The organism is Pigmentiphaga litoralis (assembly GCF_013408655.1).
Lineage (GTDB): Bacteria > Pseudomonadota > Gammaproteobacteria > Burkholderiales > Burkholderiaceae_B > Pigmentiphaga > Pigmentiphaga litoralis_A.
Genome location: NZ_JACCBP010000001.1, coordinates 2,116,285 through 2,142,280 on the forward strand (window position 1 = coordinate 2,116,285; position 25,996 = coordinate 2,142,280).

26 protein-coding genes are annotated in these 25,996 nt (G+C 65.1%); 8 read left to right on the plus strand and 18 right to left on the minus strand.

The window, feature by feature from the left end; translation table 11 throughout:
- Window positions 1-3: 3 nt before the first annotated feature.
- Together HD883_RS09430 and HD883_RS09435 are read right to left on the minus strand one after the other, a co-directional pair.
- Window positions 4-732 (minus strand): class II aldolase/adducin family protein, encoded by a 729-nt coding sequence (locus tag HD883_RS09430; RefSeq protein ID WP_179586133.1) that lies wholly within the window; start codon window positions 730-732, stop codon window positions 4-6.
- Complete coding sequence (locus tag HD883_RS09435; RefSeq protein WP_179586131.1) at window positions 729-1,592, minus strand: VOC family protein; 864 nt, start codon at window positions 1,590-1,592, stop codon at window positions 729-731. Before HD883_RS09435 ends, HD883_RS09430 begins: the two co-directional genes overlap by 4 nt.
- A gap of 166 nt (window positions 1,593-1,758) precedes the next feature.
- Between HD883_RS09435 and HD883_RS09440 the strand changes: the two genes are divergently transcribed.
- Window positions 1,759-2,613 (plus strand): GntR family transcriptional regulator, encoded by an 855-nt coding sequence (locus HD883_RS09440; protein ID WP_179586129.1) that lies wholly within the window; start codon window positions 1,759-1,761, stop codon window positions 2,611-2,613.
- Here HD883_RS09440 and HD883_RS09445 read toward each other — a convergent pair.
- The gene (locus HD883_RS09445; protein WP_179586127.1) at window positions 2,610-3,287 is read right to left on the minus strand and encodes an FMN-dependent NADH-azoreductase; all 678 of its coding nucleotides are present in this window, start codon (window positions 3,285-3,287) and stop codon (window positions 2,610-2,612) included. The two genes, HD883_RS09440 and HD883_RS09445, sit on opposite strands and share 4 nt — an antisense overlap.
- 111 nt (window positions 3,288-3,398) lie before the next feature.
- Here HD883_RS09445 and HD883_RS09450 point away from each other — a divergent pair, with 111 nt between their 5' ends.
- Window positions 3,399-4,283, plus strand: a complete 885-nt coding sequence (locus HD883_RS09450; protein WP_179586125.1) for a LysR substrate-binding domain-containing protein — start codon at window positions 3,399-3,401, stop codon at window positions 4,281-4,283.
- A 116-nt stretch (window positions 4,284-4,399) separates the two neighbouring features.
- Here HD883_RS09450 and HD883_RS09455 read toward each other — a convergent pair whose 3' ends face one another.
- From HD883_RS09455 to HD883_RS09505, 11 genes are all read right to left on the minus strand, one after another.
- The gene (locus HD883_RS09455) at window positions 4,400-5,356 is read right to left on the minus strand and encodes a PDR/VanB family oxidoreductase (protein WP_179586123.1); all 957 of its coding nucleotides are present in this window, start codon (window positions 5,354-5,356) and stop codon (window positions 4,400-4,402) included.
- A gap of 19 nt (window positions 5,357-5,375) precedes the next feature.
- Window positions 5,376-5,795 (minus strand): RidA family protein, encoded by a 420-nt coding sequence (locus HD883_RS09460; RefSeq protein WP_179586121.1) that lies wholly within the window; start codon window positions 5,793-5,795, stop codon window positions 5,376-5,378.
- Window positions 5,792-6,817, minus strand: coding sequence for an aromatic ring-hydroxylating oxygenase subunit alpha (locus HD883_RS09465; protein WP_179586119.1), 1,026 nt, complete (start codon window positions 6,815-6,817; stop codon window positions 5,792-5,794). The genes HD883_RS09460 and HD883_RS09465 overlap by 4 nt, the downstream gene beginning before the upstream one ends.
- Window positions 6,818-6,832: 15 nt before the next feature.
- On the minus strand, window positions 6,833-7,054 hold the full coding sequence (locus tag HD883_RS09470; RefSeq protein WP_218863183.1) for a recombinase-like helix-turn-helix domain-containing protein: 222 nt from the start codon (window positions 7,052-7,054) through the stop codon (window positions 6,833-6,835).
- Window positions 7,051-7,416 carry a hypothetical protein gene (locus HD883_RS09475; RefSeq protein WP_179586117.1) on the minus strand — a complete coding sequence of 122 codons (366 nt, stop codon included), beginning with the start codon at window positions 7,414-7,416 and terminating at the stop codon, window positions 7,051-7,053. The genes HD883_RS09470 and HD883_RS09475 overlap by 4 nt, the downstream gene beginning before the upstream one ends.
- Window positions 7,417-7,436: 20 nt before the next feature.
- On the minus strand, window positions 7,437-8,399 hold the full coding sequence (locus HD883_RS09480; protein WP_179586115.1) for a VOC family protein: 963 nt from the start codon (window positions 8,397-8,399) through the stop codon (window positions 7,437-7,439).
- A 22-nt stretch (window positions 8,400-8,421) separates the two neighbouring features.
- Window positions 8,422-9,897: an aldehyde dehydrogenase gene (locus HD883_RS09485; RefSeq protein ID WP_179586113.1), complete on the minus strand. Its 1,476-nt coding sequence runs from the start codon at window positions 9,895-9,897 to the stop codon at window positions 8,422-8,424.
- A gap of 3 nt (window positions 9,898-9,900) precedes the next feature.
- Window positions 9,901-11,592, minus strand: coding sequence for a thiamine pyrophosphate-binding protein (locus tag HD883_RS09490; RefSeq protein WP_179586111.1), 1,692 nt, complete (start codon window positions 11,590-11,592; stop codon window positions 9,901-9,903).
- Window positions 11,585-12,382 (minus strand): SDR family oxidoreductase, encoded by a 798-nt coding sequence (locus tag HD883_RS09495; RefSeq protein ID WP_179586110.1) that lies wholly within the window; start codon window positions 12,380-12,382, stop codon window positions 11,585-11,587. The genes HD883_RS09490 and HD883_RS09495 overlap by 8 nt, the downstream gene beginning before the upstream one ends.
- Entirely contained in the window at window positions 12,379-13,224 is an 846-nt protein-coding gene (locus tag HD883_RS09500) for an IclR family transcriptional regulator (RefSeq protein WP_179588645.1), read from the minus strand. The genes HD883_RS09495 and HD883_RS09500 overlap by 4 nt, the downstream gene beginning before the upstream one ends.
- A gap of 321 nt (window positions 13,225-13,545) precedes the next feature.
- The gene (locus tag HD883_RS09505) at window positions 13,546-14,244 is read right to left on the minus strand and encodes a pirin family protein (RefSeq protein ID WP_179586108.1); all 699 of its coding nucleotides are present in this window, start codon (window positions 14,242-14,244) and stop codon (window positions 13,546-13,548) included.
- Window positions 14,245-14,377: 133 nt separating this feature from the next.
- On the opposite strand from HD883_RS09505, the gene HD883_RS09510 reads away from it, so the two are divergent.
- The 3 genes from HD883_RS09510 (at window position 14,378) to HD883_RS09520 (ending at window position 17,432) form a co-directional block, all read left to right on the plus strand.
- Window positions 14,378-15,322, plus strand: a complete 945-nt coding sequence (locus HD883_RS09510) for a LysR family transcriptional regulator (protein ID WP_179586106.1) — start codon at window positions 14,378-14,380, stop codon at window positions 15,320-15,322.
- Window positions 15,319-16,206: a tRNA glutamyl-Q(34) synthetase GluQRS gene (gene gluQRS / locus HD883_RS09515; protein WP_179586104.1), complete on the plus strand. Its 888-nt coding sequence runs from the start codon at window positions 15,319-15,321 to the stop codon at window positions 16,204-16,206. Before HD883_RS09510 ends, gluQRS begins: the two co-directional genes overlap by 4 nt.
- Before the next feature lie 113 nt (window positions 16,207-16,319).
- Window positions 16,320-17,432, plus strand: a complete 1,113-nt coding sequence (locus HD883_RS09520; protein ID WP_179586102.1) for an L-dopachrome tautomerase-related protein — start codon at window positions 16,320-16,322, stop codon at window positions 17,430-17,432.
- Window positions 17,433-17,456: 24 nt separating this feature from the next.
- Here the strand turns inward: HD883_RS09520 and HD883_RS27935 are convergent, their stop codons facing one another.
- From HD883_RS27935 to HD883_RS09535, 3 genes are all read right to left on the minus strand, one after another.
- Window positions 17,457-20,813 (minus strand): PAS domain-containing protein, encoded by a 3,357-nt coding sequence (locus tag HD883_RS27935; protein ID WP_179586100.1) that lies wholly within the window; start codon window positions 20,811-20,813, stop codon window positions 17,457-17,459.
- An 89-nt stretch (window positions 20,814-20,902) separates the two neighbouring features.
- Window positions 20,903-21,328 carry a RidA family protein gene (locus HD883_RS09530; RefSeq protein WP_179586098.1) on the minus strand — a complete coding sequence of 142 codons (426 nt, stop codon included), beginning with the start codon at window positions 21,326-21,328 and terminating at the stop codon, window positions 20,903-20,905.
- A 34-nt stretch (window positions 21,329-21,362) separates the two neighbouring features.
- Window positions 21,363-22,067 carry a GntR family transcriptional regulator gene (locus tag HD883_RS09535; protein WP_179586096.1) on the minus strand — a complete coding sequence of 235 codons (705 nt, stop codon included), beginning with the start codon at window positions 22,065-22,067 and terminating at the stop codon, window positions 21,363-21,365.
- 120 nt (window positions 22,068-22,187) lie between these two features.
- Between HD883_RS09535 and araD the strand changes: the two genes are divergently transcribed.
- On the plus strand, window positions 22,188-23,927 hold the full coding sequence (gene araD / locus HD883_RS09540; RefSeq protein WP_179586094.1) for an L-arabinonate dehydratase: 1,740 nt from the start codon (window positions 22,188-22,190) through the stop codon (window positions 23,925-23,927).
- A gap of 68 nt (window positions 23,928-23,995) precedes the next feature.
- On the plus strand, window positions 23,996-24,715 hold the full coding sequence (locus HD883_RS09545; protein WP_179586092.1) for a ribonuclease activity regulator RraA: 720 nt from the start codon (window positions 23,996-23,998) through the stop codon (window positions 24,713-24,715).
- Window positions 24,716-24,784: 69 nt separating this feature from the next.
- Here HD883_RS09545 and HD883_RS09550 read toward each other — a convergent pair whose 3' ends face one another.
- Window positions 24,785-24,946: a hypothetical protein gene (locus HD883_RS09550; protein WP_179582105.1), complete on the minus strand. Its 162-nt coding sequence runs from the start codon at window positions 24,944-24,946 to the stop codon at window positions 24,785-24,787.
- A 54-nt stretch (window positions 24,947-25,000) separates the two neighbouring features.
- Here HD883_RS09550 and HD883_RS09555 point away from each other — a divergent pair, with 54 nt between their 5' ends.
- Complete coding sequence (locus HD883_RS09555; RefSeq protein ID WP_373563334.1) at window positions 25,001-25,951, plus strand: Bug family tripartite tricarboxylate transporter substrate binding protein; 951 nt, start codon at window positions 25,001-25,003, stop codon at window positions 25,949-25,951.
- Window positions 25,952-25,996 lie beyond the last annotated feature (45 nt).

Here is a 25,996-nt window from a genome sequence, read left to right on the forward strand (position 1 = left end):
AAATTAAAGGACCTCTGCAAATTCCGGATCACCGGCGCACAGGTATTCCCACATTCGTTCAAAGATCCGGCCGGCGCGCGTGGCCCGCTGCGCGCACTGGTCCGGCGTCAATCCGGGCGCGTCCGCCAGGCCGGCGGCGCGCAGCTGCAATTCGATCCGCGCGGCATCTTCCAGGTACCAGGTCAGCACCACGGCTTCCTCGATAGAAGCCGCCGCGATCACCGTGCCATTGCCTTGCATCACCACTGCCGGGCCTGTCCCCAAGGTGTCTGCCACGCCGGCCGCCTGGGCTTCGGTGCGGATCAGTTGCGGGTCTTGCCACAGCGGCACACCAGGCGAAAAGTACGAGCCCATGCCGTGCCGCGGTGACGGGGTGAGGCCCGCTGCCGACAGCGTCATGACGTCGCGCGGCATGCTGCGGATCACGGACTGCACATCGGGCCGGCGCTGGTAGATCTGCTGATGGATGCGCACTTCGCCCAGCACGCCATCGGGCAATTCCCCGTTGACCGGCACGACCACGCCATCTTCGGTCGGGTCGATCTGGCCCATGGGGCGAGCCGCGCACACCAGGAATGCGTCCGCGTCCAGCCGCAGGCTGCAATGCCCGTAGGCATGCACCAGCCCCGCGCGGGACAGCGCCCGGGCTGCAGCGCGCACCAGGCTTTGCTGGCGCGCGGTCGGCACGGCGCCCGCTTCGGGGCTGACCGCATCGGCTTGAAAGTCGGTCATGTCTTGAATTCCGGAATATCGGGGCGCGCGCCCCACATGCAGAACGACGACGGCACCATGGGGAAGTCGCGCGGACGGTAGGTCTTTTCGTCTTCTTCAGTGATCATGCGCACGCCGGTGGAGTACTCGTAGATCATGCTGTCCGGCCCTTCGAAGTACAGGAACATGGCGCCCGAGGTCGGGTGCCGGCCGGGGCCGAAGCGGATCGGGATGTTGCGTTCGCGCAGGATGTAATACGCGCGCATCACGTCGTCGATGCTTTCAACCTGGTGATTGATGTGCTGCACGCCCGGGAAACTGGACGGAAACAGCGCGATCTTGTGATGCACGTCGTCGATCCGCAGCAAAGCCGCTTCGCCGATGCGATCGCTGACCTTCGCGCCAAGCAGCGTCGTCCAGAAGGCTTCATCACGGCGGCCGTCCAGCGTGCGCAGGCCGATGTGGCTGAAGCCGGTGATGCCGGCATCGCGCGAGCCGAAGAAGCGGCGGCCGCTGTGGTGCGGCGCGAAGACCAGTTCGATGCGATTGCCCGACAGATCGTTGAACCGGATGAAGTCGCGCGCATGGCGCTGTTCGGCTTCTTCGGCCGTGCCGCGCACGGCGCGCACGCCGGCGTTTTCCAGCGTCTGGAGGGCGTCGTCCAGTTCCCGGGCAGTGTCGACTTCAAAGGCCGCGGTGTGGTCGCGCGCATCGCCTTCGAAATACACCAGGGTATGGTCCCGGCTGTCGGACCGCAGGTACACCGTCTTGTTCGACCGTTCCGCGACTTCCAGCCCAAGGACGTCGGTGGCATATTTGACCGAGGCATCCAGGTCGGGGGTACCGAGCCGGACGTAGCGGATGTCATGTAGATGAATCACTGCCTGTCTCCTGCGCTTTTTTATAAGATAGACGCCGGGAATATCGAAGTCAAAGCGTTTTATCGAGATTTTCTGGTTTTCCCTAGATTCGTTCCGATCGCCTCAAAGTCCTCTACACTTCGGCTTGTCGACCTTGCCTTGCGATGCTCACGCGTCGTCCCGCTCCATGCCGGAAATCTCCGCCGCCCTGCCCCCTCTGGCCCACGCCGCCGCCCCCACCACCCTGGTCGGGTCGGCGTACGCCAGCCTGCGCCGCGACATCATTGAAGGTCGCCTGCCGCCCGGCTCGCGCCTGCGGGTGGAACACCTGAAAGATTCGTATGGAGTGGGCGCCGGCACGCTGCGCGAGGCGCTGGCGCTGCTGGTATCGGATGCCTTGGTGATCGTGCACGGACAGCGGGGCTTTCACGTCACGCCGATTTCGCTGGAAGACTTCCTGGACATCACCCGCAACCGGATGCTGATGGAAAGCGAAGCACTGCGGCAGTCGATCGCCGTGGGCGACGATGTCTGGGAAAGCCGGGTGATCGCGGCGTTTCACCGCCTGCGACGGGCGGAGGAACGGCTGGCGGTGGACCGGCCGGGCCGCTTCAATGAATGGGAAGAGCGCAACCGCGAATTCCACCAGGCGCTGATCAGCGCCTGCGACTCACGGTGGATGCATCATTTCCTGGGGATCCTGTACCAGCAGGCCGAGCGCTACCGGCGCCTGACCATCGTGCGCGACCCCATTCCGCGCGACCTGCACGACGAGCATCAAGGCATCCTGGATGCCACGCTGGCGCGTGATGCGGAGCTGGCGTCGCGCCTGTTGCGCGACCATATCGGCACGACCTACGAAGCCGTCAAACATCTGCCCGCGCATCTGTTCGACGGGTCGACGCCGGCGTCGCTCGTGCCTGCCACGCTGCATGAAACGCCAGCCGGATACGGCGACACGCCCGGCCAGGCTGGCGCGCAGGCCCCCACCGCTGCCGGTTCCGCCCACCCCATCGATGCGGATCTGACCGAAGACCGTTAACGCGCCGTGGCGTCCAGGGCCTCCACCAGTTCGTCCACCTTCGCCTCGGCGCGCGCGATGGATTGCGCCAGCCTGTCGTCGCCGAACTCGTCGTATTCGATCGCCGCGCCCACCATGTCCGTGATGCCCAGATAGGCAAAGGCTGTGCGCACCGACGCTTCGACGTGGTTGCGGTCCGCCAGGCGTTCAGTGGGTCCGTACCCGAAGTCCCCCCGCGAGGAAAGCAGCACCAGCCGCTTGCCGGCGTCCGCCAGCAAGGGCCAGTAGGGATCGCCATGACGACTGCGATCGAACCCGAAGGTGCGGCCGACGCGGACGATATTGTCGATGTAGGCCTTGAACGAGGCGGGTGGCCCGAAGTTGTACATCGGCACGCCCGCGACAATGACGTCCGCGTGCAGCAACTCGTCGACCAGCGCATCGCTGCACCGCAATTCGTCGTGCATCCACGGCTCACGCACGTGCTCGGGCGTGAAGGCTGCCTGTATCCATCGGCCGGACACGGGCGGCGGTGGCGACGCGCCAACATCGCGGTAAACCACCCGGGAGTCCGGATGCCGCTGGGTCCATGCATGAACAAAACGTTCGGTCAGGCGCCGAGTGTGGGAGCCGTGCCGGGTCGTGCCCGAGGCACCGGAACGGGCGCTGGAATCAATGTGCAGCAGGGTCGTCATCGTGGAACATCCTTTGAATGAAGTCAGGTCAGTGGCTTCAGTCTCGGCCGTTCCCGGATGCTGGACAAACGATCAATGGTCAGCCGACGCATGACATGGGATCATCTGTCCATGCCTACCCCCCTGCCCTCGCTCACGTCCTTGCGCGCGTTCGAAGCCGCCGCCCGCCTGCTCAGTTTCAAGAAGGCCGCCGAGGAATTGTCGGTGACGGCGACGGCCATCAGCCATCGCATTCGTGTGCTCGAATCGTTCGTGGACCGTCCGCTGTTCGTGCGCCAGGTGCGCGCTGTCGCGTTGACGCCCGATGGCGCAACCCTGTATGCCGCCGTCAGTGGCGCATTCCAGGGCATGGCGGCGGCGATCGAGCAATTGCGTCACCCGCACAGGGATACCGTGACGCTATCGACGACCCCGGCCTTCGCCGCGAAGTGGCTGCTGCCCAAGCTGGCGGCATTTCAGGCGGCGCATCCGTCGATCGACCTGCACGTGCATGCGTCGAACGCGCCGGCCAACCTGAATGGCGGCGCGGCCGACCTGGCGATCCGTTATGGCGTCGGCCCGTTTCCGGGCGCCACTGCCACCCTCCTGCTGCGAGACCGCTTTGCGCCAGTCGCCAGCCCGTCCCTGATGCCGGCATCCGACCAGGATCCTGCAACATGGCCCCTGGTGCACTTCGACTGGCACCGGCCGACGCCCGCCGAACTGAGCTGGCCGGCCTGGTCCCGCGCGGCAGGCATCGCATTCGCTGACCCAGCGGCAGGGCCGAGGTACTCGGAGGAAAGCCATGCGATCCAGGCCGCCATCGCGGGCCAGGGTGTCGCCTTGCTCAGCGTCTTGCTGGTACAGGATGAGTTGAAGCTGGGTTTGCTGCGCGTGGTGTCCGAACCATTGCTGGACGCGATGGCCTATCACGTGCTTGCACCGGACCGGCGGCCCGTCAGCGACGCAGTACAGGCAACTCGGGACTGGCTGATTCAGGTCTCGCACGCTGACTAGGGCGCAGCCCAGAGGCATGGAAGAGGCATCCCGGCAGACGAAAAAAAACCGCGCCCTGCAAAAGGAACGCGGTCTTCATCCAGCGGGGAACGCGGTTTTAATCCAGCGCTGGCAGCTTACAGATCCAGAACCAGGCTCTTGCCCTTGCACCCCGACACGCAGACCATCATGGTCTTGTTCGATGCACGTTCGCGTTCGGTCAGCACCGAATCCCGATGCTCGGGTTCGCCTTCGATGACCGAGGTTTCGCATGCGCCGCACACGCCTTCGCGGCAGCTGTAGTCACAGTCCACGCCCGCATCCAGCAGCGCGTCCAGCAGCGACTTGCCGGCCGGAATGTCGAGCGTCTTCTTGCTGCGCTTGAGCTCGACCCGGTAGGCCGAGTCCTGCGCCGCTTCCACTTCGCCCGCCGCCGCAAACCGCTCGACGTGGACGTTGGGGAAGTTCAGTTCCGCGCAGGCGGCTTCGAACGCGTTCAGCATGGGCGTCGGGCCGCAGCAGTAGAAGTGCGTGTCAGCCGAATGCTGCGCCAGGAAACCTTTCAGATCTGGCGGGCCTCCCTTGTCTTCGTCGAAGTGCGTGGTGACCATGGCTTCATGGCCCAGCAGCTCTTCGGAAAAGGCCGCTTCGGCCTTGGACCGCGCACAGTAGAGCATCTCGACCGGCTTGCCCAGGTCGCGCAGGCGGTTGAACATGCAGTAGATCGGCGTGACGCCGATACCGCCCGCGACCAGCACCGACTTGGGTGCGATCTCGTCCAGCTTGAAGTTGTTGCGCGGCAGCGAGATCTTGATGATCGTGCCAACGCGCAGGTTTTCGTGGACGAACTTCGATCCACCGCGGCTGTTCTTGTCGTTCAGCACGCCCACCACATAGCGGTTCCGCTCGTTCGGCGAATTCCACAACGAATAGCTGCGGACCAGACCGTTGTCCAGATGCAGGTCGATGTGCGAACCGGCTTCGAACGGAGGCAGTTCGCCGCCTTCGGCAGCACGAAACTCGATGCTGATGATGCCTTTGGCTTCGTGGCGGATGGTGTGGATCAGGACCGGAATGAGTGAGCTGGTATTCATGGACGGATATCTGGAAGCGTTAGGCGCTCGCGCGCAGGGCGTAATCGAGGCTGGCAAATGCGTCGATTTCCACGGTCAGGCTGGGAAAAACGAGTGCGTTGACCCCGACCAAGGTAGAACAAGGATACGGCACCTGGAAAAATTCTTTCCGGGCGCGTCCGACTTCGTCCTTGTCCTTGATGTCGGTGACGTAAATGACCAGTTTATAAATATTTTCGACCGTACCGCCAGCGGCTTCGACCAACGCCCGTATTTTGTTCAGGATCACCACCGTCTGCTCGTAGGTGCCGAGCGGGGCGTCGACCGTCGATTCGGGGTTCGCGGTGACGCCGGACAACGAGATCTCGTTGCCCCGCACCAGACAGTTGGACCACGTCATCGTGTCGCGCTCGGGGAGCGACGGCGCGATGACGCGGCGGACCGGTGCGGGGGTGCTCATGCCGCCTTGTCTTGCAGCTGCTCGAGCTGGGCCGACGCCAGCTTGCGCATGTGACGGCGCAGACGCACGATGCCGATGTCATGCTGATACAGGTTCTCGCGCGTGTTCGCGTCGGGTTCCATTTCTTCCAGCATCACGCGGTCCTGTTCCAGCACGGCCCAGTGGCGCGCTTCCAGACGGTTCTGGTACAGGAAACGCCACGCATCGCGCTGCCAGCCCTGCACGCGGCGGACGCGCCAGTGGAACACGGCCGACAGCTTTTCGTTGATCGGCGTGTAGATACCGACGATGCCGAAGCTGCCGCCAGGGCCGCCGGACTTCGGATACGGGATCTCGAGCAGCATGTAATGGATGCCGGTATCGGCCCATTCCGTCCAGTCGAAGTTCATGTTGCGCTGGCCCTTCTTTTCGAAGATGAAGCCAGTCGGCGTATCCCGCACGCCGAATTCCGCCACCGTCGAGCCTTCGGCCATCGAGTGCGACTGCTTGTGCAGGTAGGTCCCGTGCATCGGGTCCATCACGTTGTCGATCACGTAGCGGTAGTCGCCCTTCCATTCGGTGTAGCAAAGGAAGTTGGACCACGTGGCGTCGTCGGTCAGCTGTTCCGGCAGGTTCAGCGGCGGCGGGGTGTCGATCTGTTCGCTGCTGTTGTACAGGAAGATCGCGCCGGCCACTTCCTTCAGGTGGAAGTAACGCGCCGCGCGCTTGCCTTCCAGGCTGCAGCCCGGGCTGCCTGGCACGCTGGTGACCACGCCGTCCTTGCGGATCTGGACGCCGTGGTAGCCGCAGGCGATGCGGTCGCCCATCGGGATGCCTTGCGACAGCGGCGCGCCGCGGTGCGGGCAGTGGTCTTCCAGTGCGTACGGGGTGCCGTCGGCATCGCGCCAGATGGCGAATTTCTGGCCCAGGCGGCGCAGCGAAATCGGCTTGTCGGTCACGAAGTCCGACGGGCAGATGGGGTACCAGAGGTCTTTCAGGCCGACGGCCAACAGGTCATCAGGGGTTTGGTATTTGGTGCTCATTGCCATGCTCCTGCGTTAGTTGGCGAGCCGCGCCAGCTCTTTGGAAAGAATCTCTTCGGTCCACGGACGCGCGTCCATGCCCGGAGGGCCGTAGTTGTTCAGGTATTCGACCAGGCCGGACAATTCATGCACGCCGCTGCTGAATGCGCGTTCGAGCGAGTCGCCAAGCAGGTTCTCGTAGGCCGTCGGCTCGCGTTTGCGGGCCTGATGGGGTTCCAGATAACGATCTTGCATCATTTACCTCCATTTCTCACCCGCTCGCGAATGCGTTCGCGAACCGGGACAAAGTCATACGTTGGAAAACATTCGGTGCGGAACACGCCCCAGGCCGACCGTTCGAGTTCAACGTTCACCAGCGGCAGCAGGTGCGCGGGCACGTCGAGCGTCACGATCTGGCCGAAGCCCATCGCCACCGTCCACGAGACCACTTTCACGCCCTCGGGCGGAAAGCGTTCCCACCAGTCGGCGTCTTTCAGCTTGGTCTGGACGGCGTCGAGGTTGTTCGACTGATCGTGCTTGAGCAGCACGGTCAGCAGAATGTTCGGCGACGGCGCGGCGGCGGGTTGGCTGGCGGGCTGGCCGGATTCAGGCGTGCTCATCATTGGGCTCGGGTCGGACATCAACGCTTGTCGGTCAGGAACTTGCCGTCCGGACCCTTGGTGCCGACCTGGCGGCGCGTATGGCCGTCCAGACCGCCGTCGATCGCCCATTCGGCGAAAACGGTCGGCCCCGGTTCGAATTCACGCGCTTCCCATTCGGCATCCAGGTAGTCGTCATCGGCGTAGTACTCGATCAGGCCGCCGGCCGGCGACTTGAAGTACCAGAAATAGGCCGACGAAATCGGGTGACGGCCCGGGCCCAACTGCGTTTCCCAGCCCAGGCGCGACATGGCCATGCCGCCGCCGAACACTTCGTGGATGTCGCGCACGGCGAACGCCACGTGGTTCAGGCCCGGCTTGCCGTGCGGCGGCTGCAGCAGGAAGATGTCGTGGTGACCGCCTTCCGGTGCGCAGCGCAGGAACGCGCCCTTGTTCGGATAACGGTCGGACGCCACGAAACCGAAGTTGTCGGTATAGAACTTTTCGACGGCGTTCACATCCTTCACGAAGAAGACGACGTGGCCCACTTCGATCGGGGTGGCGCGCTCATAGATCGGGCTGCGCTGGTTGCGGCGCGACTTGTCGGTCCAGGTATTCATGCCCGCGACTTCCATTTCGACGTCGATCTTGCGCGTCTTCTGGAAGCGGACGGCCAGGCCGTTGGGGTCCGTGCAGCCGATGCGGCCGGCGTTGTCGTTCACATAACCCGGCAGATTCTTCACGATATCGGTAAAGCGTGCGATGACGTCATCGCTCGACACGCCCCACACCACTTCGCGCAGGGTCGGGCCGTCTTCGATCCCGGCCGGCAGGCCAGGAAAGTCGGTCGTCTTGGCGATCACGCGGCAACGGTTCATGGTTTCGAACACCAGCGACTTGTCGGTCTCCTGGACCAGGGTCATGCCCCAGTCGGCGAAGAACTTCTTGCAGGTCGCCAGATCGTCCACGCCGTAGGTGATCTCGTCAATGCCCAGTACATCCATGTTGCTCTCCTGATGCGCCATCTCAGTTTGCCCAGCCCAGCGGCTGTTCGTTGGTGCCCCAATACATGGCCTTCTGTTCCATGTATTGCAAGATACCCAGGCGGCCTTTTTCGCGGCCCAGGCCGCTGTCACGCCACCCGCCGAACGGGGTCGAGATGGAAAACTGCTTGTAGGTGTTGATCCAGACGGTGCCGGCCTGGACTTCGCGGCCAATCTTCCAGGCCTTCTTGAAGTCACGCGTCCAGATGCCGGCCGCCAGCGCGTACACGCTGTCGTTGGCCTGCTCGATCAGGTCGCGTTCGTTGCTGAAAGGCATGGCAACCAGCACCGGGCCGAAGATCTCTTCCTGGCACGTGCGGTTCTGGTTATTCAGGCCTTCGATGATGGTAGGACGATAGAAGTAGCCGTTTTCGTGCCCGGCCACGCTCGGACGCTCGCCACCCGTGCGGATCTGGCCGCCTTCGCTCACGCCCAGCGCCACGTATTGTTCGATCGATTCGCGGTGCTTGCCGGTGATCAGCGGACCCATCTGGGTCTTTTCGTCGGCCGGATCGCCCACGCGCAGACGGGCGGCGCCGGCCGCCAGGCGTTCCAGCACTTCGTCATAGATGCTGGCGTCGACGAACAGGCGCGACCCGGCAATGCACGATTCGCCCGACGAACTGAAGATGCCGTACAGGATGCCATTCACGGCGTGGTCCAGGTCGGCGTCGGCAAACACCATGGTGGGCGACTTGCCGCCCAGTTCCATCGACACCGGCATCATCTTGTCGGCCGCGATGTGCGCAATGTGCTTTCCGGTCGTGGTGCCACCGGTAAACGACACACGCTTGACGAGCGGGTGCTTGGTGATCGCGTCACCCAGCACCGAGCCCTTGCCCGGCAACACGCTGATCAGGCCCTTGGGCACGCCGGCGGCTTCGCAAATCTTGGCCAGTTCCAGCGCGGCCAGCGGCGTGATTTCGGCAGGCTTGACGACCACTGCGCACCCGGCGGCCAGCGCCGGCGCCATTTTTTGCGCTTCGCTGGCGATCGGCGAATTCCAGGGCGTGATGGCTGCAACGACACCCATCGGTTCGTACACGCTCATGGTGACGAAATCGCCGCGCGATGGCGTGATGGTTTCTTCCAGGGTCTCGCAGGCCGCGGCAAAGAACTGGAACGTGCCGGCGGCGCTGGCCACCAGGCCGCGCGTTTCGCTGATCGGCTTGCCGTTGTCCAGGCGCTGCATCTGCGCCAGTTCTTCGGACCGTTCGCGGATCAGTTGCGCGACGCGATACAGAACAGCGGCACGTTCGTGCGGCTTCTTCTGGGCCCAGCCGCTTTCGCGGAAGGCCTTGTGCGCGCCCTGGATCGCTTCTTCGACGTCGTCCAGGCTGGCGGCGTTCAGCCACGCATGCGGCTCGCCGGTGGCCGGGTACAGGGTGGCGTAGCGGTCACCGCCGCCCAGCCGCCACTCGCCGGCGATACAAATCGGAAGACTCTTCTCGTTGCTCATGGCTTACGCCTTTGCCTTGTCGGCAGGAACTTTGGACGGCGGACCGGCGAACGTGGCCTTGAAGCCACCCACCGACAGCATGTCGATTTCGATCAGGAACGGGCCTTCGGTCGTGAAGCCCTTTTCCAGCGCGGCGTCCAGATCGGCCAGGTCGCTGACGCGGGTGTGTGGCAGGTTGATCGACTGCGACAGCAATGCGTAGTCAGGGGTGTGCAGCTGCACATAGTGCTTGCGGCCACCGTACACGGCGTCCTGGATGTTCTTGATCACGCCGTAGGCCTGGTCGTTCATCAGGATCATGACCACGTCGGCATCTTCCTGCACCGCGGTGGCGAGTTCGCCCAGGTTCAGGATGAAGCCGCCGTCACCGGCCAGCATGACCGTCTTGTTGCCCGAGGTGACCGCCGAGCCGATGGCTGCGCCGATACCCATGGCCAGGCCCTGGCCAATGCCGCCGCCCAGGGCGTGCACGCCGGACTTGGAATCCGCCAGGTTAGGCAGGCGGTTGCCCCACATGCTGTTCGACAGGGTCACGTCGCGCACCCAGTTGAAATCCGTGCCCTCGCAGTCGGCGTCGATGCGGGCCTGCAGCTTCTGGATCAGCGTGGCGTAGGGGCCGACGTCGTCCATCAGTTGCTTGAGCGAATCCTGGCGTGCGCGCTGCACGTCGTCGGCCAGCTTGGCGTCAACCTTCAGCTTGCCTTCCAGGCGGTCGGCCAGGCCTTTCAATGCCAGGGTCGAATCACCCGTCACGAAGTAATCGCTGCGATAGCCGCGGCCGTCAGCCTGCGGATCCGCGTCAATGCGGTACAGGGTCTTGGGCAGCCTCAGGGCGTACTTGAGCGTTTCGTTGCTGCGCAGGCGCGAGCCCACCACCAGCATGGCGTCGGCGGTCTGGTACAGCGCTTCGACCGGCTTGGACGCCGTGAACGAACCGATGATCGCCGGATCGTTTTCCGGCAGGACGCCGCGGCCCTGCGTACTGGTCACGACGCCGAAGCCCAGGCGGGCCAGACGGCGCACCTGTTCACCGGCCTGGCGTGCACCACCGCCCAGCCACAGCAGCGGACGGGTAGCCTTGGACAGGCGGTCGGCCAGTTCGTCCAGCGCGGCTTCGGAGGGCACGGCGCTGACGATAGGCAGCGGGTTCAGGTCGGCAGGCATGTCGATCAGGGCCTGCTGCACGTCAATCGGGATTTCGATGCTGACGGGGCCGGTCGGCGCGGTCATGGCGATCTGCACGGCGCGTTTCAGGACACCGATCGCGGTTTCGGGCGTGCGGATGCGGAAAGCGGCCTTGGACACGGCGTTCAGCATGTCGAGCTGGTTGTGCGCTTCGTGGATGAAGCCCAGGTTCTGGTCCAGGTACGGGCTGTCGATCTGACCGGTCAGGTGCAGCAGCGGCGTGCCGGCGGTCAGGGCTTCGACCATGGCGCCCGACGCATTGCCGGCGGCGGTGCCGGTGCTGGTGACCGTGACGCCCAGGCCACCGACCGTGCGCGCATAGGCATCGGCCATGTTGGTCGCGCCGGCTTCGCCGCGCGCCATCACGAAACGGATGTTGCCGCGTTCGCCAAAGGCATCCAGGATCGGCATGTTGTGGATCGAGATGACACCGAAGGCCGCCTTGACACCACAGTTTTCGAGAAAGGCGGCAATGGCTGCGCCCACGGTAATTTTATTGGTATCAGGCATGACGGCAGACCCCTCCGGAAACATCGATATGGCTGCCCGTCGTATAGGACGACAAGGGCGTGGCTAGGAAAAAGATGGCGCGTGCAGGTTCTTCGGGGCGGCCGAGGCGGCCCAGGGGAATCTGCTTTTCGTTGGCGATGCCGGCGGTCCACGCTTCCCACGACAAAGACTTGTCGGAGCGGTTCTCGTAGCGGCGGCGCCATTGGCCCGACTCGACCAGGCCGAGCAGGATGCCATTGACGCGAATGTGTTTGGCGCTCAATTCAAATGCCAGCGAGCGCACCAGGTTGTGGATGCCGGCGCGGGCAGCCGACGTGGCGACCATGTGGGGCTCGGGCTGGATTGCCAGCAGCGAGTTCACGCACACGATGGCGGCGTTGTCGGACTGTTCGAGTTGAGGAATGAAGGCGCGCGTCGGGTTGATGACCGAGAAGAACTTGAGCTGCATTTCTTCGAGCCAGGCGGCGTTTTCGGTGTTTTCAAACGTCGACACACGGCCCTGACCAGCGTTGTTCACCAGAATGCTGGCCTTGCCCAGGTTCTGCTCGACCGCGGCGGCAAACGCCTGCACCTGTTCGGGCACCAGCACGTCGCACCGATCGGCAAAGATCGTGGCGCCGGGATACTTGGTCAGCAGGCCTTCGCGCGCACTGCGCAGCTTGGCTTCATCGCGACCACAGAAGGCCACGGCGGCGCCGGCTTCCAGCAGCAGGTCGACGGTGGCAAGGCCGATCCCGGAAGTGCCACCGGTCACGACGGCAACGGTGCCTTGGAGGTTGTACATGGTCATTGAGCGGTCGTTCCGTTGAAAGAAGAGGAAATGCGGGACGAAGAAGAAGTCATGTCAGCGCCGGCGTCGGCAGCAAGCCGCGCCGACAGGTCGCCGGCAGCGCGGTGCGCGCGCTGGACCAGCACCCGCAACGCGTCGGCATCGATCCGCGTCTGGGGGATGGTCACCCCCAGGGCGGCAACTATCTGGCCGTTGCCATCACGAACGGCGGCGGCGACCGTGGAAATCCCGGGTTCGAAAAAACCTTCCGAATACACATGACCGCGTGCGCGGTCCAGTTCGAGCATGGCCGCCAGCGCGTCGACCGACGTTGGCGTGGACGGGGAATGGGCCGGCAGCGGATGCACCGGGAACAGTTGCCGCAAGGCGTCGATGTCCATGTCCTGCAGCAGTACGCGGCCCAGCGCCGTGGCATGAGCAGGAAGGCGGGTGCCGACGTTGACGGAGCTGGCCAGGGGCCGCTCGGACGCTACCTTGGCAACATAGACGATGTGCGCGCCATCGCGCACCACCAGATGACAGGAATAGTCGCACTCGTCGCGCAGTGCTTCAAGCACCGGCAGGCCGTGCTGGGTCAATGCAAGCGACGACAGGTATTCGAATCCCAGGCGCAGCACCGACATGCCCAGGCCAAATTCACGGCGGCTGTCGGTGCGGGCGACAAAACCCAGATGCTCAAGCGTAGACAAGAGCCGGAACACGGTAGTTCGCGGAACCTGCAGGCGCCGCGCCAGTTCCGGCGCGGTCAGGTTCAATTCGCCCTTGCCCACTTCGCACAAGACGCGCAGACCCCGTTCCAGGCCTGGAACCAGATACTTGTCCTGCGCGTCGGGGCGGGGCATCGTCATGAGGGGTCAGCGGTGCAATTGTTGAGTCGGTGGCCGGGCGTACTTTTGTTTCGTATGTGAACCATCGGCCCATATATGGAACACGAAACAGATAGTAGCGTGCAAGGTGCCCCACTGCGACTAGGGTAAACCCTTGCACACCAGATTGCATGGCACGTATCGCTTTCGTGTTGATGCAACAACACAAAAACCGGCCGCTTTCCCAGGAGGATGGTCGTACGAACAATAAAAAACGGCGGCCATGAGGGCCGCCGTCTGGCACCGAGCTATGCAGGTTTGGACTGTGTCGGCCCGCCCTGCCCGTCCACCGGGTGATCAGGGCAGATCGAACACCAGCACTTCCGCCCCCGTCCCCTTGGCAATCGAGACTTCCGCCTCGTCTTCCAGCGCCAGCGCATCCCCTGCATTCAAGGCCTTGCCGTTGACGGTGGCCTGACCTTGCGCAACATGTACCCAGGCCTTGCGGCCGGCGCCCAGGGGCAAGGTCGCGCTTTCCTGCCCGTCGAACAGACCGACGAACAGGCGGGCGTCCTGCCGGATGCCGACCGAGCCGTCTGCCGCGTCGGGCGAGGCCACCAGGCGCAGGCGGCCCCGCTTTTCTTCGGCCGGGAAGTTCTTTTCTTCATAGGCGGGCTGGCCGTCGACTTCGTTCGGTTCGATCCAGATCTGCAGCAGGTGGGTCGCGTTGGCGGCATCGGGATTGAATTCCGAATGCTGCACACCCGTGCCGGCGCTCATGCGCTGCACGTCACCCGGACGGATGGTCGACCCGTTGCCCATGCTGTCCTTGTGCGCTACCGCGCCGTCCAGCACATAGGTAATGATTTCCATATTGCGGTGACCGTGGGTGCCAAAGCCCCGGCCGGCGGCAATGAAGTCGTCGTTGATCACGCGCAGCGGCCCGAAGCCCATGTGCGCCGGATCGTAATAGCCGGCGAACGAAAAGGTGTGGGCGCTCTTGAGCCAGCCGTGGTTGGCCTGACCGCGTTCTTCACTGCGACGAAGGGTAATCATGAGAAATGCTCCAGTTGCTGCACCACGAAGATTGCCGTGGCGCGCTTGACGATGGATCCATTGTGGGCGCGTGAGCCCGCTGCCGGTGCCGTATGATTTGACGGAACCATTCAATAAATTTGAACGAGTGCCTATGCAGTCCTTGACCCCCGAATCCCTGCAGATGATCGACGCGATCGCGCGCCACGGCAGTTTTGCCAAGGCGGCGCGCGAGCTGGGCAAGGTGCCATCCGCCGTGACCTATTCGGTGCGCCGCCTGGAAGACGACCTGGACGTGCTGCTGTTCGACCGGTCGGGCCACCGCGCGCAGCTGACCCGCGCCGGGACCGAATTGCTGCGGGAAGGCCGGCATCTGCTCAATGCCTTCGACGCCCTTGCCCACCGGGTCAAACGGATCGCGACCGGATGGGAAGTCGAGCTGCGCATCGCGGTCAATGCCATTCTGTGCGAAGACCCGCTGTTCGACCTGGTGGAAGACTTTCATGCGCTGGGCACCGGCACCCGGCTGCGCTTCTCGACCGAGGTGCTCCAAGGCAATTGGGACGCCCTGCTCAGCGGACGGGCGGACCTGGCAATAGGCACCGACGCCGATGGCGCCCCGGCTGAAGGTTTTCATTCGCGGGTGATCGGCCAGATGCCGTTCGTGTTCTGCATGGCGCCGCACCATCCGCTGGCCAGCATGGAAGACCCGCTGGACCCGGCCGTGATCGAACGGCATACGGCCGTGGCCGTCGCCGACACATCGCGCCGCCTGCCGGTCATGTCCAAGGGCCTGCTGTCGGTGCAGCACACCCTGACCGTCTCGACCCTGCAGGCCAAGCTGCAGGCACAGCTGCGCGGCCTGGGATGCGGCTACCTGCCCGAGCCGATGGCGGCGCCCTACCTGTCGCAAGGCCGGCTGGTGGCGCGCCAGGTCGACGGTGTGCCGCTGAACGAACGGGTGCTGTACGCCTGGCGCGCGCCGGCGGAAGGCCTGGCCCTGCAGTGGTTCCTGCAACGGCTGGAATCGCCCCGCTTGCGGGCGGCCCTGTTGACGCCGCTGCATGCGCAGGCGCCGGCCGGCAAGGTGCTGCCATGAGCCGCCGACCCTACATCGGTCGGTTCGCGCCCAGCCCCAGCGGCCCCTTGCACCAGGGGTCCCTGGTGGCCGCCCTGGCCAGTTACCTGGACGCGCGCGCGCACGGCGGCCAGTGGCTGCTGCGGATGGAAGACCTGGATACGCCCCGGGTCGTGCCCGGGGCGGCCGACCGCATCTGCCAGCAATTGCAAGGCTTCGGCCTGCACTGGGATGGCCCCATCCTGGTCCAGTCGGCCCGCAACGCCGTCTACCGCGAGGCGTTCGACCGCCTGACACACGCCGGCCACATCTACGGCTGCGGCTGCACGCGCAAGGAAATCGCCGATTCGGTATTGCGGCGCGACGGCCGCCTGCCCGACGGCGAAATCCCCTACCCCGGCACCTGCGCCCAGGGCCTGCCGCCGGGCCGCCATGCCCGGGCCTGGCGCGTGCGCGTACCACCGGGTGTCATCCACTTCGAGGACCGCTGGGTCGGCCCCCAGCAGCAAGACGTGGCCGCCGACGTGGGCGACTTTGTCCTGCTGCGGGCGGACGGCTTGTGGGCCTATCAATTGGCCGTGGTGGTGGACGACGCGGCGCAGCACGTGACCGACGTGGTGCGCGGCGCGGACTTGCTGGCGTCAACGCCCCGCCAGCGCGTACTGCAGCGGCTGCTGGGCCTGCCCGAGCCGCGCATGATGCATGTGCCCGTCGTGACCAACGCCGATGGGCAAAAGCTGTCCAAGCAAACGGGCGCGACCGCACTGGACCCGGCCCGTGCGCTCGACGGCTTGCGTGAAGCCGGACACCACCTGGAACTGGGAGACATCGTCCGCACGGAGGTGGCGGGATGGCTGACGGAAGCCACCCGGGTGTGGGCCGCCCGATGGGTCGACGGCGCCTGAAGCACGGAGGGTGAGACTGGGCACCGATGTTGCTGCAGGTCAGGCACCAACGCGCCGTCGTCTGGGCATGCATGGGGCATGTCTTTCACGGCGCCCGCAGCAAGGAGGCTCCCATGCTTCGTTATCCCTTTTCCCGTGTTCAGGCGCGCCGGTCCCCCGACGTGGACGTCACATCGATTGGTTCGTCGGCCGGCGCGGCCCAACTGGAAGTCGTCGCCACCTTCGAGCATCAGGTCACCGGTATTACCGTCACGCCCGACAACCGGTTCTTCGTTAACTTCCCGCGCTGGACCGAAGACGCGCCCGTGTCGGTTGCCGAGCTGCTGCCCGACGGTTCGCTGCGTCCCTATCCCGACGAGGAATGGAACAGCTGGCGCAATGCCAGGCGCGACGACATGACGCCAAACGATCACTGGGTCTGCGTGCAGTCGGTCGTGGCGGATCCGCATGGCGACAGCCTGTGGGTCATCGACCCTGGCGCGCCCGCGCAGGCGCAGGTGGTGCCCGATGCGCCCAAGCTGGTGAAGATCGACCTGGCGTCCGACCAGGTCGTGCAGAATATTGCGTTCGACGAGACCATCGCGCCGCAGGGCAGCTATCTGAATGACATCCGGCTGAGTCCGGACCGCAAGACGGCCTACCTGACCGACTCCGGCGCCCACGGCGCCATCGTGGTGGTCGACCTGGAGACCGGGACGGCGCGGCGCGTGCTTGATGGCCACCCCAGCACCCAGATCGACACCACGGTGCAGGTCAAGTCCGACGGCAAACCGCTGCTGATGACCGACGGCCGCGGCGTCGTGTTCTCGTCCGACGGCATTGCCCTGTCTCCCGATGGCGGGCATCTGTACTGGCAGGCCGTCAAGGGCAAGACCATTTACCGGGTCCCGACCCCGGCCTTGCTGGACCCGCAGGCCAGCGACGACGCCGTCGGCCAGCAGGTGGAAAAGGTGGTGGAACATGGTCCGGCCGACGGCCTGCATATCGATGCCCAGGGCCGGCTGTACATCACGGCCGTCGAAGACAATGCCGTATCCATCCTGGAAGACGGCGAAGTGCGCCCATGGGCCCAGGCACCCGATTTCCGCTGGCCCGACACCCTGGCCGAGGGACCGGACGGCACGATGTACGTGACCGACTCCCGCATCCCGGACATGAGCTGGTTCGACCCGGACCAGCCGATCGCGCTGCCCACGCGCTTGCTCAAGTTCCGCAAGCCGGCGTGATGCGCGGCGCCGGGGCAGTGATGCTCAGTCCGCGCCGATAATCGCCCGGATCCGGTCGGCCATCACGTCGACCGCGAACGGCTTGGTCAGCACCTGCATGCCGTGCGCCAGATGGCCGTTGCCGACCACGGAATTTTCCGCATAGCCGGTAATGAACAGCACCTTGAGCTCGGGCCGCGACACACGCGCCGCATCCGCCATCTGCCGGCCGTTCATGCCGCCCGGCAGGCCCACGTCGGAGATCAGCAGGTCGATCCGCGCGTCCGACTGCAGGATCCGCAACCCTGACGGGCCATCGTCGGCTTCGATGGCGGTGTAGCCCAGCTCATCCAGGATGTCGGCGACGAGCATGCGCACGGTCGGCTCGTCATCCACCACCAGCACGGTCTCGCCCTGCTCCGCCCGCGGCAACTCGGCAGGCGCGGGCAGGGGCTCGACCACTTCGCCTTCCCCCTGATGACGCGGCAGGTAGATGCACACGGTCGTGCCCTGCCCCACCTCCGAATAGATCCGCACCTGGCCGCCCGACTGGTGCGCAAAGCCATAGATCATGGACAGCCCGAGGCCCGTCCCGGCGCCGATCGGCTTGGTGGTAAAGAACGGTTCGAACACCCGCGCAATCACCTCGGGCGTCATGCCGGTGCCGGTATCCGTCACGCACAGCGACAGGTACTGCCCGTCCGGAATCGTGTGGTGATCGGCCGTCCATCGGTCCAGCCACTTGTTGGCGGTCTCGATGGTGATCCGTCCGCCATCGGGCATGGCGTCCCGCGCGTTGATGCACAGGTTCAGCAGTGCATTTTCCAGCTGGGACCCATCGACCAGGGCGGGCCACAGACCGGCCGCGCCAACGGTTTCCAGTTCGATCGACGGGCCGATGGTGCGGCGGATCAGTTCTTCCATGCCAAAGACCAGGCGATTCACGTCCGTCGGCTTCGGGTCCAGCGTCTGCCGGCGCGAAAAAGCCAGCAGCCGATGCGTCAAGGCCGCGGCGCGGCGCGCGGCGCCCTGGGCGGCCGCCATGTAGCGATCCACGTCGTTGAACCGGCCCTGGGCCAGGCGCACCTGCGTCAATTCCAGGCTGCCCGAAATGCCGGCCAGCAGGTTGTTGAAATCGTGCGCCAGCCCGCCGGTCAGTTGACCGACCGCTTCCATCTTCTGCGCCTGGCGCAGCGACGCCTCGGCCACCTTGAGCGCCTCGGCCCGTTCATAGTCCAGCGTCACATCGCGCCCGACCGCGTTGACCACACCCTGGTCCAGCCGGGTCGACCACGAAATCCACCGGTAGCTGCCATCTTTGTGCAGGTACCGGTTGTCGAAGCGCCGGTAAGGACGCCCCTCGCCCGACGCCCGGGTATCCGGATCGGCACGATGCCGGTCGTCGGGGTGGATGAAGTCGAAAATGTCCTGGCCGAGCAGTTCATCATCGCGCCATCCCAACACTTCGGTCCAGGCGGGATTGACGGCGGTAATGGTGCCGCTCGCCTCGCACCGCAGCATGATGTCCGACGACAATTCCCACAGGCTGTTGCGGTCGCGAGTGCGTTCGACGACCCGATGCTCCAGGGTTTCATTCAACGCCTGCAAGGCCAGTTCGATCTGCTTGCGTGTGGTGATGTCGCGGGACACGGACAGCAGCTTTTCAGGACGGCCCTCGGCGTCGAGGATGGGTGTGACCTGCACATCCCACCACTTGGGCGTGCCGGCCAGGGTGTCGGCCGCGCCCTGGAAACGAAAGCTCATGCCGTCGCGGGCGGCGGCGACCGCGGCGATCGCATCGTGATGCCCTTCGCCCTTCCAGAGATCGGGCCAGGGCTTGCCGCGTATCGTTTCGAATTCGCTGACCTCCATGACGCGCTGCCCGCCTTCGCTCATGAACACGATGCACGCGTCCAGATCCAGCACCTTGATGCAGTCATCGCTGCTGGCCAATACGCGGCGATTGAACTCCTCGCTATCGCGCAGCCGCGTTTCGGCCTGCCGCCGCTGCGTCACATCTTCAAAAACGCCGATCACGCGTTCGATCCTGCCGTCGGCCGCGGCGGAGACATCGCTCAGGCTGCGTACGAGACGGATCGGTGCGCCCGGCGCGCGCACGCGGTATTCGATATCCCGCTGTCCGACGACGCGTGACGCCATGCTCGTTTCCGCATCGACCGACGGCCGGTCCGCCGGCTCGATCCGGTCGATGATCTTTTGCGCATCCAGGCGTTCGTCGGGCGAAAACCCGAAGATATCGCGGGCCCGCTGATCAAACCGGGTTTCGCCGGTCAGAAAATTCCACTCGAACGCGCCGAGCCGGGCAATCGCCAGCGCCGCTTCCAGACGGCGTTCACTGTGCTGCAACAGCGTGTGGGTCCCCATGCGCACCACCGATGCCCACAGGCGTTCGGCCACCTGTTCCGCCAATGCCAGCTCGTCAGGAGACCAGATACGCCTTGCACTGGAATGCACGGCCAGCACGGCCATCAACCGGCCATCTTTGAACACCGGCACATTGACCAGCGCCGCGACGCCCACGCTTTCGAATGCGGGCAACGCTTCAGGCCCGCACGACCTGGGGTCGCTGTGGATGTCTGCGATGGCCACTGTGCGCCCTGCCCGAAGCTCGCGGATAAATGCCGGACCGAACGCGTCCACCGCAAACTGTCCGCGGATGGGCTCGAAGTGGCCGTCGTTCCAGTCCGACTTGACGTCGACGTGCTCGCCCGACGCATCGAATTCGCCATAGGCCACCTGGCCGACGCCCAGCCGCCGTCCCAGCAATTCTGCTGCCGCGCGGATGCAGGCGTCGGCATCGAACCGGTCACGCAGGCGTTCTTCCAGCGCCAGCAGGAAGGCCTTGGCATCGGCGTCGGCACGGATCTCGGCTTCGGCAACGACGCGGTCGGTCGTCTCGACACCCTGGTTGAACAGACCGACGATGCTGCCGTCTTCGCCGCGGATCGGGGCGGCGCTGAAGTCCCACCAGGTGGTTTCGGCCTTCCCCCGCCGCAGGATTGGCAAAGGAACGCGCGTCTGCGAGAACCCTTGGCCGGTTTGCAGGCATTGCAGGAACGGGGGCGACACCTGCGTCCAGGCATCGCCCCAGACGCAGGCAACTGGCGCGCCCAGGGCGGCCGGGTGACGATCGGCCATCGAATCGATATACGCATCGTTGTAGAACATGCGCAGATCGGGTCCCCAGAGCACCGTGCCCAGCATGGGCGAGTTCAGGCAGACCGAGATCATCGAACGCAGGGATTGCGGCCAGGCCGCCGGATCGCCAAGGGGCGACGCGGCCCAGTCGAAGGCGCGCATGCGGGCTCCCATTTCACCGCCGCCGGACAGGAAGGCAAGGCGCTCGTCCGGCAGAGCTTGGGGCGGTACGGGGTGGGGCATGAGAGGGCACAACGGGTTGCGGGGGTACTGCGGGGCCCGCAGATGGTAGCAGGGTTCCGGCCGCTGGCTCGACAGTAGCCGGGTACTCCCTAGTCGGACGTGCCAGGTCCTTCGTCACGCTCGGGCAAACCGGCGATCGCCGTGATCTCGACCCGCATGTCGGGATGCGGCAGGGCCAGCACCGCGACGCACGTGCGCGTCGGCGTCACCACCTGCGGCGGGAACCACCGGTTATAGGCCTCGTTGAAGGCGGCGAAATCCGCCATGTCGACCAGGTAGCAGGTCATGGCCACGCAGCGCCCTACCGACGATCCGTGCGGCCGCAGCGCCGTGTCGATCTTCTGCAAGATGACATCGGTCTGCGCGCCCACGTCATAAGTTTTGGCACCCGCCGGGCCCACGGTCACGCCGGCCACGCCGTCCGCAAGACGTGCGGTCGTACCCGAGACATACAGCTGCTGCCCGCTGCGGCGGACATCGGAATAATTGGCGAGCGGTGCGGGAGCTGGGGTCATGAAGGCCTCGAAAAGACAACGGCGTGGTGAGCGGTCAACGCAGATACGTCGCATAGCGCGACCGGATCGCGTCCAGATGCGACAGCGTACCCGACAGGTGCCCGCGCACGCACGCTTCGGCCTTGACCGGATCACCCGCCGCGATCGCGTCCACGATCGCCACATGGTCGCGCACCACGGCCTTGGTCTTGCCCGCGATGGGCAGATGCAGCCGCCGCAGACGATCCAGGTGACCGCTTTGGCGCCGCACCAGGTGGAACAGGTCCGGCACCCTGGCCGCCTCGTACAAGGTGCGGTGGAAGGCCTGGTCCAGCACCGTGAACTCGGCATAGTTGTCGTCGTCAACGACCGTGCGCATGCGCCGGATGTTTGCGCGCAAAGTGTCCACCAGCGCGGGGTCGGCCGATTCGGCAAGCGCGCGCGCCACTTCCAGCTCGATCGACTGCCGCAGAAAATGCGCCTGCTGCGCCAGCGCGATATCGATAGGACTGACACGCGTGGCGTGCTGCGGAAAGATGTCGACCAGCCCTTCTTCGCTCAGGCGCATCAACGCATCCCGCACCGGCGTCTGGCTGATGCCGTACTGCGTGGCAAGGTCCACACGCGACAGCACGGTGCCCGGGGGCAGCGCCATCGCGATGATCTGGTCGCGCATGTGCTCGAACACCTGCGGCGCCGCCTGGCGGGTGCGGTCGAACAAGAATCGTTGCACCGGAACATTGGGGAGAGTCGCTTCCATGGGCCGAGTTTACCCCAGGGACTCCTGCGTTGACGCACTAATATATTAGTGCTTCAATGCAGTCCAGCGGGCCACAGAGCACCGCGCCTGCCCTGCAGTCGACAACAACGGTACGAGACAATGACCCGCCCCAGAAAAACTCCCGACACCTTGCGCAGCGCGCGCTGGTTCGCACCAGACGACCTTCGTTCCTCCGGCCATCGTTCCCGCATCATGCAGATGGGCTATTCGCCCGAAGAATGGCTGGACCGGCCGATCATTGCGATCATCAATACCTGGTCCGACCTCAACCCGTGCCATGCCCACTTCAAGCAACGCGTCGACGACGTCAAGCGCGGCGTGCTGCAGGCAGGCGGCTTTCCGGTCGAACTGCCTGCGATCTCGCTGTCGGAAAGCGCGGTCAAGCCGACAACGATGCTGTATCGGAACCTGCTGGCGATCGAAACCGAAGAACTGATTCGATCGCATCCGATCGACGGCGCGGTGCTGATGGGCGGCTGTGACAAGACCACCCCCGGACTGCTGATGGGCGCCACCAGCGCCAACGTACCGGCCATCTATGTGCCCGCGGGGCCGATGCTGCGCGGCAACTGGAAAGGCCAGGTGCTCGGCTCGGGCTCCGACGCCTGGAAGTTCTGGGATGAACGCCGCGCGGGCAAGCTCAGCCAGGCCGAATGGATCGGCATCGAAGGCGGCATTGCGCGCAGCCACGGCACCTGCATGACCATGGGCACCGCCAGCACCATGACGGCGATCGCCGAGTCCATCGGCATGACCTTGCCCGGCGCATCGTCCATCCCGGCGGCGGACGCGGGCCATATCCGCATGTGTTCCGAAGCCGGCCGCCGCATCGTTTCCATGGTCTGGGAAGACCTGGTCCCGTCCTGCATCCAGACACGTCCGGCGTACGAAAACGCGATCGCGGTGGCAATGGCGATGGGGTGCTCGACCAACGCCATCATCCACCTGATCGCCATGGCCCGGCGCGCCGGCAACGACATCGGGCTGGAGGACTTCGATGCCGCCAGCCGCCACGTGCCGGTCATTGCCAACATCCGGCCCAGCGGCGACACCTATCTGATGGAAGATTTCTTTTACGCAGGCGGGCTGCCCGGGCTGATGAGCCGGATCGGCGACAAGCTTCATCTGGACGCGCTGACCGTGACGGGCCGCAGTCTTGGCGACAACATCGAAGGCGCCCAGGTCTACAACGACGACGTCATTCGCACGCAGGCCACCGCGCTTTACAAGGAAGGCGCCCTGGCCGTGCTGCGGGGAAACATTGCACCGGGCGGCTGCGTCATCAAACCCAGCGCCTGCGACCCGCGCTTCTTCAAACACACCGGCCCTGCTCTGGTCTTCGATGACTATCCATCGATGAAGGAAGCGGTGGAACGCGACGACCTGGAGGTGACCGCCGATCACGTCCTGATCCTGCGCAACGCCGGCCCCCAGGGCGGCCCCGGCATGCCTGAGTGGGGCATGTTGCCCATCCCGAAAAAACTGGTGCGGCAAGGCGTGCGGGACATGCTCCGGATGTCGGACGCGCGCATGAGCGGCACGAGCTATGGCGCCTGCATCCTGCATGTGACACCCGAGTCCTACATCGGCGGGCCGTTCGCCCTGGTGCGCACGGGCGATCTGATTTCCGTCGATATCGACCGCCGCAGCATCCATCTCGATGTGCCCGATGACGAACTCGCCCGGCGGCAAGCCGAGTGGGTGCCGCCCCCGCCCCGTTTCGAACGTGGCTACGGGTGGATGTTTACCCGTCACATCCGACAGGCCAATGACGGCTGTGATTTCGATTTTCTGCAGACGGATTTCGGTGCGCCGATTGGCGAGCCGAACATTTTTTGACTGCGTTCTGACCGGCTCACCTGTCTGGCGGCCGCGCTGCCCTCTTGTTTCCTTCCTTTGGATCTGCCATGCCGACTCTCGAACCGCGTACCCGCGACATGCTCCGGACGGTCAGCACCGCCACGCTTTGCACCGCCTTGTTCAAGCGCGGCCTGCGCAACCAGTTCATCCAGGACGTCCGCCCGCTGAACCCCTCGGCGCCCACTATGGTCGGCGAGGCCTACACCCTGCGCTACATCCCGGCGCGCGAAGACATCAACACCCTTGCCGTCTTCAATGATGCGTCCCACCCGCAACGGCAGGCCGTCGAAACCTGCCCGCCCGGCGCGGTGCTGGTGATCGACAGCCGCAAGGACGCCCGCGCCGCGTCGGCCGGATCGATCCTTGTGGCGCGCCTGATGCAGCGCGGCGCGGCCGGCATCGTGACCGACGGCGGCTTTCGTGACTCCCCCGACATTGCGCGCTACGCCATGCCGGCCTACCACCGCCGTCCGTCGGCACCCACCAACCTGACCTTGCATCAGGCCATCGACATCAACGTGCCGATCGGCTGCGGCGACGTCGCCGTGTTCCCCGGAGACGTGGTCGTGGGGGATGCCGAAGGCGTCGTGATCATTCCAGCCGGCATCGCCAACGAGATCGCCGCCGAAGCCGTCGAGATGACGGCCTTCGAAGATTTCGTGACCGAAGAGGTCTTGAAGGGCCGATCCATTATCGGCCTCTATCCGCCCACGCACGATCAGTCCCGGGCCGACTTCGCCGCATGGCGCGAGGCGCGTCAGCGCTGAAGGTTGACGATCGGCGTTTGCCAGTCCGCAGATCCACCCACAAGCACAACAGATCGGCCTTGATGCCGGTCACCAGGAGACACCATGCCCGACCACTGCCAGGACCAAGACCAAGACCAAGACCAAGACCAAGACCAGCATCCGCAACCGCTCCAGCAACTGCAACAGCAGCTCCAACTCCAGCAACAGCACCAGCACCAGCACCAGCACCAGCACGAGCACGAGCAGCACTACCACCACCCGCCCCGCCGGCTGCCTTCACGTGCGTGGCACGCGATCACCTTCGTGGCGGTGTGCGCCGCCCTGCCCCTGCACGCAGCGCTTGCGCAAGACGCGTGGCCAAACCGGCCTATCAACTGGGTCGTGCCGTTCGCGCCGGGCGGATCGACCGACGTCGTCGCACGCACGCTGGGCCAGGAGATGTCCAAGTCGTTGGGCCAACCCGTCATCATCGAAAATCGGCCGGGCGCAGCCGGTGGCGTCGGCGCCGCCTACGTGGCCCGCGCCAAGCCCGATGGCTACACCCTGTTCGGCGGCACCATCAGCACGCACGCCATCAACGCGAGCCTGTACAAGAACCTGAGCTACGACCCGGTCAAGGACTTTGCGCCGGTCAGCCTGATCGCCTATGTGCCGAACGTGCTCATGGTGGATGCCAAGCTGCCTATCCATTCAGTGCAGGAACTGATCGCGTACGCCAAGGCGCAGCCCGGCAAGCTGACGTTCGCGTCGTCGGGCGCGGGCACGTCGACCCACCTGGCAGGGGAACTGTTTGCCGACACCATCCAGGTGCCGATGACCCACGTTCCCTACAAGGGCAGCCCGCAAGCCTTGCAGGACGTCGTCGCCGGCCTGGTGCCTTTCCTGTTCGATCAATTGACCGCGGGCGAAGCGATGATCAAGGCCGGCCGGCTGCGCGCCCTGGCCGTCACGTCTCCCAAACGGTCCGCATTGGCGCCCAACGTGCCGACCATGGCCGAAGCCGGCCTGCCCAATTTCGAGATGGTGTCCTGGCAGGCGCTGTACGCGCCACAGGGCACCCCGCCCAACGTTGTGCAACGCCTGAATGCGGAAGTGGTGAAGGCACTGCAGAATCCCGAAGTCCGCCAGAAGATGACGCAGCAGCTTGGCATGGAAGTCGTGGGCAGCACCCCGGCCGAACTGCAGGCGTTCATGGCCAAGGAAATCCCGCGCTGGGCGGAACTGGTGCAGAAGTCGGGGGCCACCGCCAACTGATGATGATGGCTGCGCGGTGCGGGGTGCAGGGATGCGGGCCGTAGG